Here is a 12,258-nt window from a genome sequence, read left to right on the forward strand (position 1 = left end):
AATTTTTAAAAAATATACATTAAGATATTCGTCTTAATGTGTTATCTATTATTTGTTGCCAATCATTTTGGGTAACTTCAATTGCTTTATTACCAAAAGGACCAACACCTACACTAGGCATAACAACATCTACTTCTAGTTTTCTTAGTTCTAGAAGACTCTCTTTTAATGTTAAATAATCACCTCCATCATTACTCATTACTAGAATGTTCCAATCACCATTATCTAAATAAATAGTATCACCAACAAACAAATATTTTTTACCATAAGGAGACTTATAATACAAGCAAATGTTATTATCAGTATGGCCAGGAGTGTATATTATTTTTATACCAGATGAAAATTGCGTAGTTTTTTCTAAAGTAATTAAATCCTTTATTGGACGGTTTAAATATTTTACGGATTTTTCATGAGTATATAACGTTGCCTGAAAATCATTCAAATTTTCAAACATTGCTGGAGTAAATTCATGGTGATGGCTTATAAATTGATAGTCAATCTTGCCTAATTCTTTTATTTGATCTACTTCATTTTTATCATCAGAATAATAAATCACCACATTAGCTTCAGGCGTTTGAAGTACATACGTTTTCATACTCATTCCAAAATGAGTTCCTTTTTCTGACTGCCATAAGTCTGGATATACTTGTTTCATAATTGAGTCTTCTTTAATTTTGTAAAGTTTCCTTACTAATTTGAGGTTGTTTTCTTGAAGTTTTTTCTACAAAAACAAAAGTTAACAATGATAGAATACCACATACTGCAAAGCCTACAAATAACGGAAGCGATGTTGTTTTTATATAACTACCTACAAACACCCCAATAGGAACTGCTATAAGTGTAGAAAGAAAACCTGTAATAGCTGCTCCAATACCCGCAATATGACCAATAGATTCCATTGAAATTGCTCTAACATTACCAAATAACAACCCCATTGCTAAAAATTGAAACGCGATAAAAAACAATAAAATATATAATGATGGATTATTAGAATTCAGAAATAACAAAACATAACTTCCTGAAATAACACAAAATAAGGTTAAGCCTATAAAAGTTAATTTTCTCATACCAAAACGCATCACTAGCATACCATTTAAAAAAGTAGCTACTCCTATAGTTAGTGCAATACCAGCAAAAATGTAAGGAAATTCTTTTTGTAAACCATACTGGTTTACAAAAATATGTTGTGCTGCACCTAAATAAACCATAAATGCACCACTAAGATACCCTGTTATTATGGTATATGCTATTGCGCTTTTCTGTTTAAAAAACTCTGTAAGTCCATATTTATATGATTTTAGATTAAACGAACTTCTATATTCTTCTTTTAATGTTTCTGGTTGACGCCTCCAGAGCCAAAATGAAATGATAACTCCAAATATTAATTGAAAATAAAATATAGATTTCCAATCAAATACATTTAATATTACTTGTCCAAGAGCTGGTGCTATTACAGGCACCAAAATAAAAATCACCATAACAAAGGACATAATTTTAGCTAAAGCATCTCCTTTATAAGAATCTCGTACTATAGAAACACTAATCGAATATGGTGCAGCCAAGCCTATTCCTTGCAATACTCTACCAAGTATCATCATTTCAAGAGAGCTAGACATAACACAAATGATACTCGCAATACTATAAATCGCCAAACCTATATAAATGATCGGTTTTCGTCCAAAAGTGTCTGATAATGGTCCAAACAATAATTGTCCGATACCCAAACCAAGAAAAATCATTGAAACAAGTAGCTGTAGACTTACTGAATCTTTAACTGAAATCGCTAAACCAATATCTGAAAGTGCAGGTAAAAGTGCATCAATAGATAATGCGACAATAGACATCAAGGATGCCATTAAAGCTACAAATTCAATATTTATTTTATTAGAATTATTCTCATTCATACTTTTTATTGCTTATTATTTTTCATATCAAAGTTTCTTTATTCCCATTCTTGTCAGTATACCTAAATCAATATCAATTTTAGGTTATCTAAAATTTTTATGGGGCTTTAAAATCTTAAAAGATTTTAAAGCCCTTATTTTAATTGTCAAATTGACCAGATATAAAAGTATACCTATTCTCTACTATTTTTGATATCTTTCAAGATCAACTGGTAAAATTCCTTCTGTAGCAAAAGTAAAGTTTGGCTTTATTCTATCTGTTCTCAAATGTTTAATTTTTTGATATTCTTCTGAATTCCAAAACTCTAGCAAAGCTTCCATAGTAGGAAATTTAAATACTGTAAATGCCGCATCTTTATTCCAATTCCCCTCTAAATGATGCATAATTTGTTTAGAACTACCTGCAATAATAGTTTCACCTCCAGCAGCTTCTAATGGTGGATGAGCTGCATGATAATAATCATCCAATGCAGGATGTCCTTCAGGCATAAATGAACTAGCTATCAAATAAGCAGATCTTATATTAGTATTTGATTCTTCTTCGGATTCATTTTCTTCTTTTGAAGAGATATTATCAGTATCATCTAAATAGTTTTCCATATCTGCCATTATAAATCCTCTTGTTGCAAAAGTAAAATTAGGCGGAACTATATCGGTTCTTAAATGTTTTACTTTTTGATATTCTTCAGAATTCCAAAACCCTAATAAGGCTTCCATAGAAGGAAATTTGAATATCGTAAAAGCAGCCCCTTCATTCCATTCTCCTTCAAAATGATGTCTTACTTGTCCAGAATGTCCTGCAATTATAGTTTCTCCACCAGCAGCTTCAAGAAGCTTATGAGCAGTATCATAATATGGTTTTAAAGAAGCATGTCCTTCTGGTATGAATGAACTAGCTACTAAATAAGCTGGTACACCTTTTTCTTCTTCTTGAATGATCTCTGTAGTCTGCGATGTTTCATTTATCATTTTATCTTCTTTTTTTTCTTGTTTTTTGCGGCACGATAGTATTGAACTAGCTACAAAAACTATTATTATTATTTTTTTCATGTTTATTCTTTTAAGTATTTATTACAAACTTTGATATTATACACAGGGTTTTATGATATATCTGATTAAAAGCGGTATTGTACCCCAAAAACCATTTCACCATCAAACTTGTTGTAAATAGATGGCGCAAAATTGTTATAGGCTGCTTCATATGAAGCAGTAAAACCAAATCCTTTTGCCAGAGAAAATGTTGATTTAATAACAGCTGCAATTCCCCAAACATTTGTATCTTCTGTACTAATAAACCCTGTAGTTTCACCCGTTATATTTATCTTGTTTTCAAATAATGGAAACATAGTTCGAATAAGTCCTAATGGAGCAAATGATCTGTCCTGTTCAAATCCAGTATATTTATAGCTTACATAACTTCCATACAAATGAACTTGAAAAAACTTTCTCACATCCATTTCTATAAGATTGGTTCCTATCCCTGGACCTACTTTGGCGATATGATCAATTCTAAAAGATTCTGGAAAACCAATATTTCCTCTTGCAGTAAAAAAGAATGGCTTTTTATAATTCAACATATATAGACCACTGATCCATAAATCACTTTTAAATCTAGTTCCCTCATTTGATATAATATGATAACGAGTGGCTAATTGTGCAAAATGCTTTGAATTATAAACATTTAAAACAACTCCAGGTTGAAAAGCGAACTGGTTAAAGTTTCCTCTTTGCCATCTTCCTACAATACTTACATTTCCATTCAACTGGAAACTATCTTTTACTTTATTTTCTGGATTATCTTGGGCTAATCCTGTATATATACAACATATAGTTATAGCTATTATTCCTAAGAGTTTTCGCATAATTCTTTTTTTAATCTTTAATTTTTATGCAAAACTACTATGCTAAAACTATAAGATACAGACGTATAATCATGTAAAAACGGTTAATTATTAGGTTTTTTGACTTTATACTATAGTAAAAGAGAAGGGAATTGATTAATGATAAATTATTACTAGCTATTTGAGTTGTAGTACTGTTTGAAGATATAAGCCTATAATATTATATCTAGAAATAATAACTTCTAGGTATGGAATAAAATTACGATCAAATAATAGATTAATCTGTTATAGAATTTACTTTATATTGTCTAGGAGTAACACCCGTTTTATTTTTAAAGTATTTTACAAAATTAGAATTATCATCAAAACCTAAAGAAAAAGCTATTTCTGTTATTGAATCTGTTGATTGTTTAAGTAGTGATTTTGCTTCTAACACTAAATATTCATCAATAATTTGTTTTGCCGTTTTACCAGTTGTTTTTTTAATACATTCTGATAAATATATAGAACTGATATTAAGATTATAAGCATAATATTTTAAAGGTTTACGCTTATGTTTAGTCTGTTTTATTAGATTTTCAAAATTATAAGTTATCTCTTGCGCTCTAGTCTTTAAATAACTTACTCTTTGACTAAAATGTAATTCTCTCTTAATTTTTAATAAAAAGATATTTAGATAGTATTTTATAATTTCAAAACTATCTTCAGATTTTTCTTTATATTCTTTATTAATTTCTTCTAAGTATTTTCGAAAAAGCTTTATTTGAGAATTATTTAGCTTATAACTCGATAATGTATAATTATTGAAGAACGAAAAATTTTCATAGATATCAAAAACATTAGAAGCTAATGGTAAAAACTCTGGTTTAAAAAGTAATACATAACTTGCTGTTTCTTTCTTTATATCTTTTAAATCCCATGTTACAATTTGACCTGGAGAAACAAACGAAATATTAAAGTCCAAAGCGTTAGTGGTCTTATCGTTTATTGAAACTTGAACATCGTATCCAATTGAGAAAGATATCTCAAAATACCCATGTTTATACGAAAAAGGTTTAGGAGAAACTTTAAAATCATAATCCTCGAACTTAGCGATATAGAAATCCTTATTTTTTAAAAAAGGTATCCCTAGTTCATAAAAAAAATCATTTATATTTTTAAACTCCTTAATTCCCATTAATAATACACGTTGAATTAATTTGATGCTAATTAAGTAAAATTAAACTTAAAAATGTAGCTAAAGTTTATTTGTTGTTAGAAAAAATAGATTTCTTATTAGATAGTTTTTAAAATCATTGTGTCGAACTATTTTTCGTAATCCTTGTAAGTGTCTACACTAAATTTTTATATGGTTTTCTTCTTTTGAAAAGTCATAAAGATTGCTTTCTTCTTTTGAGCTAATTTTATTAGATAAAATACTGATCCCTTAACATATATAAGAGATCAGTGTTTATTCTTTTTATTTTATACCACCACCTACAGCTCTATAAATTGTTGTTGTCGTTTGCATATTTTGTGAGAGTACTTGATTGTACTGCAACTGTGTGTTTAATAGGTTTTCTTGAGCATTTAATACTTCTAGATAATTTGCTAATCCTGCTTTTAATAACTCTTTTGAATCGCTAAATGATTTATCTAATAATTGTTTTTGCGTTTTTAATTCTTTGAGGTTATTACGTTGTGTGTTGTACTGATTGAGTACATCACTTACTTCTATACTTGCTTCTAATACTCTTTTTTGAAACCTAAGTAGGCTTTGCTCCATTTGGATCTTTGAAACTTCCTTCTGTGTTCTTAATTGTCTTCCATTAATTATTGGTGCTGTTATTCCTCCTACTAGTGTATTGAAGAAAGAGTTTGATTTGAACCATGACGAGGTTTCTAAACTCTGAAATCCAATATTTGCGGTTAGCTTCACACTAGGGTATATTGATGCTTTTGCTATGTTATAGTTTTCGAATAAGCTTTTAAATTCTAATTCGGCTTCTTTAACGTCTGGTCTGTTACTTAGTATTTCTAATGGTAAGTCTAATTGAAACTCTGTTAGTATATTTTGTTCTTCTAATGAATTTCTTTTGATAGTATTCATAGGTTTACCTATAAGCATACTCAAAGCATTTTCTAAGGTGAAGATTTGATTTTCTGTATCATTTAATAATATTCTAGCTTGTACTAACTGTGCTTTTGCTTGACTTACTGCTAAGGCGTTGCTGTATCCTGATGTTTTTAATTGTTTGAGTGTTTCAAAACTTTCTAATCTTATCTGTACAGTCTCTGCTAATATTTGCTTTCGTTTATCCGCTTCTAATATACTATAATAGGTATTGGCTACATTTGCTATTAGTTCTGTTTGCAATAACTTTTGTGCCGTTATCGATTTTTCAAACTGAGCTTTTGCCATTAATTTTTGGCTTGTTATTTTTCCCCATAAATCTAATTCCCATGTGAGATTACTCGATGCTGTGTATTGGGTCATGATACCATTGGCAAAACTACCAAACTGCGTATTTTTGGACTGTTGTTGTCGTTGAACATCAGTATTTATATCAACTGTGGGTAAGTATCCGGCTCTTCTTCTTTTAAATTGAGCTTTAAACAATTCTATATTTTTTAATGTAATATTGTTATCTTGATTGTTTATTAAAGCTTCTTTTATATATTCTTTTAATAGTTTGTCTTTAAAAAAGTTTTGCCAATCTAAATCTGTTAATTTTTCTCCTTTTTTATTTAGTCGATCTAATCTAAATAGATATTTATTTTCTATTGTTGGTTCTGTATATCTTTTTGTTGCTATACAGGAATTTAGGAGTACGGATAATGAAATGAGTACTCCTAATCTATACATTTTTAATCTACGCATTTTTGACATCTTTTTTTGTTGAAATTTTTTCGTCTAACCACTGGAATACTACATAAAGTACAGGTATTACAAATACTCCTATTAGAGTTCCAATTAGTAATCCTCCTGCAGCTCCTGTTCCTATAGATCTATTTCCTGTTGCTCCAACACCTCCTGCAAATACTAATGGTAAAAGTCCTAGGATAAATGAAAATGCTGTCATAAGAATTGGGCGTAAACGTTCTTTTGCTCCTTCTATAGCCGCTTGTGTTATTGATAAACCTTCTTCTCGACGTTGTTTTGAAAATTCTACGATAAGTATGGCATTTTTTGCTAATAATCCTATAAGCATTACTAGGGCTATCTGGAAGTATATATTGTTTTCTAATCCAGCTGCCCAAGTTGAAAGGAAAGCACCTGCTATTCCTATTGGTAATGAGAATAATACCGAGAATGGTAGCATAAAGCTTTCGTATTGTGCTGCTAAGAAGAAATATGCAAACAAAATACTTAATGCTAAAATGAATGGTGCTTGTCCAGCACTGCTTATTTCTTCTTTGGTAATTCCACTATATTCGATGGCATAATTTTTTGGTAAAGATTTAGCTTGACTGTCTATTGCCTTGATTGCTGCTCCAGAACTGTAACCTGTCATAGCATTTCCGTTTATAGATACTGAATTGTATAGGTTAAAACGACTCAAGGTTTGTGGTCCATTAATACTTTTTAATTTTACAAAAGCACTAATTGGTGTCATTTGCCCTGTATTATTTTTTACAAAAATCTTGGATAGATCTTTTTCATCTTTGCGATATTCTGGTGAAGCTTGTAAAAATACTTTATAAGGCTTACCAAATTTATTAAAGTCAGTAACATATAGTCCTCCATAATACCCTTGCATAGCACTTAATATACTAATTACACTAACTCCTGTTCTTTTTGCCAATGGTACATCCATTTCTATTTCGTATTGAGGATATCCTGTATTTAAAGAGTTTGAGGCAAACATGATTTCATCCCTTGCTATAAGCCCACCAAGAAATTCTTGAGTAACATTGTTTAAATCTTCAATAGTTCCTGCACTTTTGTCTATTAGTCTAAATTCGAACCCATCTGCATTACCATATCCTGGTACACTTGGTGGTGCAAAAAATAGAATATTTGCATCTTTGACAGCTTCTGCTCTTGCGTATAGTTTTGCTAATACATCATCTATACTTGAGTTTTCTTCTTTTCTATCTTTCCAGTCTTTTAAAACTATAAATCCAAGTGCATTTGAACTTGCTGCTCCTGAGAAGAAATTAGATCCTGCGGTATAACTAAAATCTGATATTTCGTCAATATCTGTAATAGCCTCATTTAATTGATCTAAGGCTGCCATTGTTCTTCCTAATGATGCGCCTGGTGGTAACTCCATATTAAGAAATAGTACTGCCCTATCTTCTGATGGTACAAACCCTTGTGGTGTTTTTACATTTGAGTACCAAATTGCTACCAATGATAGTCCTAGTATAAGTATAGTTGTCCATTTATGTTTTACCATGTTTTGTAACACATTTTTATATCTTTCTTTGGCGACATCAAATGCTGTATTGAATGCTATAAAGAATCTGTTTAAAAAACCTTTCTTTTCTTTATCGTTATGCACTGGTTTTAAAAAGATAGCACATAATGCAGGAGATAATGTTAAAGCATTTAAAGCAGATATAAATATGGCTACTACTAGAGTAATCCCAAATTGTTTATAGAATACTCCTGATGGTCCTTGTATAAATGTGATGGGTATAAATACGGCTGCCATAATTAATGTTATGGAAATAATTGCTCCACTTATTTCTGACATCGCACTTTTTGAAGCTTCTGCTGCATTAGCTATTCCTTTTTCCATTTTGGCATGTACTGCTTCTACTACTACAATGGCATCATCTACTACTATTCCTATCCCTAGAATTAAAGCAAAAAGCGTTAATAGATTCATTGAGAATCCAAAAAGGTTTAAGAAAAAGAAAGCTCCGATAATCGATACTGGTACTGCGATGGCTGGAATAATTGTTGACCTTAAGTCTTGTAAGAAGATAAATACGACTATAAATACTAATATGAATGCTTCTATTAATGTTTTAGTTACTTTATTTATAGATGCTTCAAGAAAGTTATTGGTATTGTAGTTCATGATGAAGTAAATTCCTTCCGGAAAATCTTTTTTCAACTCTTCGATTTTCTCTAGTAATGCATCGTTAATAGCCTGGGCATTAGTGTTTGGTAATTGGTATACACCAAATGTAACGGAGGGATCTCCTTGTGATTTTGATGCAGAAGCATAGGATAGCGCATCTAGTTCAATTTTTGCTACATCTTTTAAATATAGATTTGTTCCATCTGCTGCTGTTCTTAAAAGGATGTTTTCATAACTTTTTACGTCTTTAAATCTACCTTGATATTTTATAACATATTCAAATGATTGCCCAGAATTTTGTCCCAATGCACCTGGAGCAGCTTCTGTACTTTGTTCTTGAATGGCAAAACTAACATCTGAAGGTTCTAAATTGTATGACGCCATTTTAATTGGGTCTAACCAGATACGCATAGCATAATCTTTACCACCATATATATCTATTTTACTTACTCCATTTACACGTTGTAATTCTGGTATAATATTTAATCGGATATAGTTTTGAAGGTATGTTTCATTGTACTCTTCAGACTTCGATGCTATGGATGCAAACATCAGTGCCGAGTTTTGCGTTTTTTGTGTACTAATTCCGTTACGGATTACATCAGCTGGCAATACTGCATTTGCTCTAGAAACACGATTTTGCACGTTTACAGCAGCTATATCTGGATCGATATCTTGATTAAAAACAATAGTTATCTTGGCAGAACCATCATTACTAGCTGTAGAAGTAATATATTTCATACCTTCTACACCATTAACTTGTTCTTCTATAGGTGTGATGACACTCTCTATTACTGTTTGTGCATTCGCTCCAGGAAAGGATGCTGTAATTTCTACCGTTGGGGGTGCTATTTCTGGGTATTCCGATACAGGAATAGCCGTTATTCCGATAATTCCCAATATAACAGTCATTATAGCAATCACTGTTGATAATATGGGTCTTTCTATAAATTTCTGTAACATCTGGTCTTATTTAAATACGGTTTGAAATGAATTTGCAATACTGTCCATTGAGGCTAATTGAGGTGCAATAACCGTGTTTGGGTATACCTTACTAACTCCTAATCCTAATACTTTATCTCCTATATTAAGACCAGATTTAACAATGTAATATCTACCTACTTTATCTTCTATTTGAATGGTTTTCCCTTTGAGTGTATCTCCTTGTGATAATACATATACCATTTTTTTTCCTTGTATCTCAAAAGTTGATAGTGCAGGAACTGCTATGGCATCAGTGTATATATTAGGAATTAATATAGTTCCATTACTACCACTTAATAATTGCCTGTTTGGGTTGTTAAATTTTGCTCTTAATTGAATGGCTCCTGTTATAGGGTTTATTTTTCCGGTAGAGGCTTCTAATTTACCAGATAATTTATATACTGTTTTATTAGCTAACTGAAGTTTTACTTCTGGAATATTTTTTAAATTTTGGGCTAAACTATTTCCTTTGAATTTTTCTGTTAATGTTATTAGCTCTTGCTCACTTACAGAAAAGTATGCGTATATTTCTTTGGTATTAGAAACTGTGGTCAATGGAGTTATATCTGCTGGCCCTACTAGAGATCCTTTTCTATAATTTATTTTTCCGATATATCCATCTATTGGACTTTTTATTGCTGTGTATGCTACATTAGCAACATTTCCTTGATACAGACTATTTGCTTGATTTAATTGTGCCTGGGCAGATAGTAGATTTGCTTTGGCTGTTTCTAATTGCACTGGGCTTACTATATTTTTTTCTACAAGAGGTCTTAGTCTATCCACCTCAATTTGAGCTGTATTCACATTTGCTTCTGCTGTTTTAATTGCGGCTCCTGCTGCATTTGCACTTTGATTAATATCATTAGCTTCTAATTTGATCAAGATTTGTCCTTTTTTTACATAAGCACCTTCATCTACAAATATTTCTTGAATATATCCACCTACTTTTGCTCTAATTTCTATATCTTGAATTCCTTCTAATCTAGTAGAATAGGTATTGTATCCTGTATATTCTTTTTTGTCTACTTTAAATACTGGATAAGATGGTGTTTGATTCCATTGGTTTCCTTCTTCTTTTTTACATGAGTTTAATGAAAGTGATATACTTAATATAAGTAATGGTAAATATTTTATACCAATTGCTGTAGCAAAGTCTTTTGACTTTATGGCATTAGTTTTATACATAATTCTGTGGTTTTAAAAGGCTTACTGCCTATAATTGAAATATCACACAAAACTACTCTCGCTAAGACCTATTCAAAAGGTTGTTTCTATTGTAAAAATGGTAAAAATCTATGCCTGCATTTTTAAGAGCGTAGTCACTAAAAAATAGTTCATCCTTGCTGCTCTTCAGCCTTTTATTTAATTTAAATAAAACTTCTTCTTTATCCTTTTTGTATGATCAAGTTGATATTATGCTGGATTTTTAGTCTTGATTTGGCTTGAATCATTCCAAGCATTTTTTGAAGAGGTATTATATCAAGATTGATCATGTTTACATTAAAAGTTCCTCCCTCCTTAAATGTTTTACTTTTTATAAAAAAACAGTGTTCTTAATAGTACAAAAATAAAAGATCCTCGTATTTTGTTACGAGAACCTTTTCATTCCAATTAAAAAAATGAGGGTTATTTATTCATGAATAGTTTTAAATCACTGATTCAAATGTTAGTGGAGATCTCCCTAGCAATTGTTCTATCTCATTGGTATTGTGCTCCATGTATCCGTTTTTTGCCATACTATTAAGCATAACCAGGTAATCTGCAGAGCTTTCTAAAAGTCCGTTTTCCATAGCCCCTGATTTCATTTCATTTGCTGTAATGGATATATAGTTTATTTTTTTACCTAGTTTTTCTGTAAATATATCAGCTACTTCTTTATGAGATAGGGCTTGTCCTCCTGTTAAGTTGTATTCTTTGCCTATGTGTTTTTCGTCATTGATAGTTGCTGTGACAACTCCTGCTATATCTTTTACCGATATAAAGGTTATTTTTCCATCACCTGCATTGGCTATTATGGCATTTTTATGTTTTATTAAATCAGCTACAAAACTAGATGTAAAGTTTTCTACAAAAAAATTTGGTCTGACTATGGTATAATCAAATTCCTTATCTATAAAAGAACGCTCAACTTTTCTAAGAGGTGCTTCTTCGTTATGATTAACTCCTAATGCTGAGTTTAATACTACTCTTTTTATTCCTTTTTGTTTTAACGTATTAATGAATGGAGTCATTCTTTGACTAGCGAATGCATCTAATGGCGGCGCCTGAACAAAAACTTTATCAACATTTTCTAAGGCTTTTTCAAAAGTTTGTGGGTCATCATAGTTAAATGCTACAATCTCTTCATTATACTTTATATTATGCTTTTCTGGTGTTCTATATCCCGCCTTGACTGATGTCGTTTTACTTAACTGTTTTAGTACTTCTTTTCCTAAATTTCCATTAGCTCCAATAATTAATGTTTTCATATTTATTATATCTATGTTTTGTTGTGTTTTTATTTGAGTAATT

9 protein-coding genes are annotated in these 12,258 nt (G+C 30.7%); all 9 read right to left on the reverse strand.

What is annotated here, in order from left to right; all coding sequences use genetic code 11:
- Window positions 1-19: 19 nt before the first annotated feature.
- The 9 genes from ACYEKI_RS17005 to ACYEKI_RS17045 all read right to left on the reverse strand — a co-directional run bounded on the left by ACYEKI_RS17005 (window position 20) and on the right by ACYEKI_RS17045 (window position 12,215).
- Entirely contained in the window at window positions 20-655 is a 636-nt protein-coding gene (locus ACYEKI_RS17005; protein ID WP_459212407.1) for an MBL fold metallo-hydrolase, read from the reverse strand.
- 13 nt (window positions 656-668) lie between these two features.
- On the reverse strand, window positions 669-1,904 hold the full coding sequence (locus ACYEKI_RS17010; RefSeq protein WP_459212408.1) for a multidrug effflux MFS transporter: 1,236 nt from the start codon (window positions 1,902-1,904) through the stop codon (window positions 669-671).
- A 183-nt stretch (window positions 1,905-2,087) separates the two neighbouring features.
- The gene (locus tag ACYEKI_RS17015) at window positions 2,088-2,954 is read right to left on the reverse strand and encodes a DUF1330 domain-containing protein (RefSeq protein WP_459212409.1); all 867 of its coding nucleotides are present in this window, start codon (window positions 2,952-2,954) and stop codon (window positions 2,088-2,090) included.
- A 65-nt stretch (window positions 2,955-3,019) separates the two neighbouring features.
- The gene (locus ACYEKI_RS17020) at window positions 3,020-3,766 is read right to left on the reverse strand and encodes a DUF481 domain-containing protein (protein ID WP_459212410.1); all 747 of its coding nucleotides are present in this window, start codon (window positions 3,764-3,766) and stop codon (window positions 3,020-3,022) included.
- A gap of 256 nt (window positions 3,767-4,022) precedes the next feature.
- Window positions 4,023-4,922 carry a helix-turn-helix domain-containing protein gene (locus tag ACYEKI_RS17025; RefSeq protein WP_459212411.1) on the reverse strand — a complete coding sequence of 300 codons (900 nt, stop codon included), beginning with the start codon at window positions 4,920-4,922 and terminating at the stop codon, window positions 4,023-4,025.
- A gap of 282 nt (window positions 4,923-5,204) precedes the next feature.
- Window positions 5,205-6,605 carry an efflux transporter outer membrane subunit gene (locus ACYEKI_RS17030; RefSeq protein ID WP_459212412.1) on the reverse strand — a complete coding sequence of 467 codons (1,401 nt, stop codon included), beginning with the start codon at window positions 6,603-6,605 and terminating at the stop codon, window positions 5,205-5,207.
- On the reverse strand, window positions 6,598-9,723 hold the full coding sequence (locus tag ACYEKI_RS17035; RefSeq protein WP_459212413.1) for an efflux RND transporter permease subunit: 3,126 nt from the start codon (window positions 9,721-9,723) through the stop codon (window positions 6,598-6,600). Before ACYEKI_RS17035 ends, ACYEKI_RS17030 begins: the two co-directional genes overlap by 8 nt.
- A gap of 6 nt (window positions 9,724-9,729) precedes the next feature.
- Window positions 9,730-10,932, reverse strand: coding sequence for an efflux RND transporter periplasmic adaptor subunit (locus ACYEKI_RS17040; RefSeq protein WP_459212414.1), 1,203 nt, complete (start codon window positions 10,930-10,932; stop codon window positions 9,730-9,732).
- A gap of 461 nt (window positions 10,933-11,393) precedes the next feature.
- Entirely contained in the window at window positions 11,394-12,215 is an 822-nt protein-coding gene (locus ACYEKI_RS17045) for an NAD(P)H-binding protein (protein WP_459212415.1), read from the reverse strand.
- Between the last annotated feature and the right edge of the window lie 43 nt (window positions 12,216-12,258).

Origin of the sequence: Aquimarina rhabdastrellae (genome assembly GCA_947387485.1) — a bacterium.
Lineage (GTDB): Bacteria > Bacteroidota > Bacteroidia > Flavobacteriales > Flavobacteriaceae > Aquimarina.

Excerpts from the sequence above, each read along its gene's own strand:
- ACYEKI_RS17010 (WP_459212408.1), bottom strand. The coding sequence starts at position 1,904 with ATGAATGAGAATAATTCTAATAAAATAAATATTGAATTTGTAGCTTTA.
- ACYEKI_RS17045 (WP_459212415.1), bottom strand. The coding sequence starts at position 12,215 with ATGAAAACATTAATTATTGGAGCTAATGGAAATTTAGGAAAAGAAGTA.
- ACYEKI_RS17025 (WP_459212411.1), bottom strand. The coding sequence starts at position 4,922 with ATGGGAATTAAGGAGTTTAAAAATATAAATGATTTTTTTTATGAACTA.
- ACYEKI_RS17030 (WP_459212412.1), bottom strand. The coding sequence starts at position 6,605 with ATGCGTAGATTAAAAATGTATAGATTAGGAGTACTCATTTCATTATCC.
- ACYEKI_RS17020 (WP_459212410.1), bottom strand. The coding sequence starts at position 3,766 with ATGCGAAAACTCTTAGGAATAATAGCTATAACTATATGTTGTATATAT.
- ACYEKI_RS17040 (WP_459212414.1), bottom strand. The coding sequence starts at position 10,932 with ATGTATAAAACTAATGCCATAAAGTCAAAAGACTTTGCTACAGCAATT.
- ACYEKI_RS17005 (WP_459212407.1), bottom strand. The coding sequence starts at position 655 with ATGAAACAAGTATATCCAGACTTATGGCAGTCAGAAAAAGGAACTCAT.
- ACYEKI_RS17035 (WP_459212413.1), bottom strand. The coding sequence starts at position 9,723 with ATGTTACAGAAATTTATAGAAAGACCCATATTATCAACAGTGATTGCT.
- ACYEKI_RS17015 (WP_459212409.1), bottom strand. The coding sequence starts at position 2,954 with ATGAAAAAAATAATAATAATAGTTTTTGTAGCTAGTTCAATACTATCG.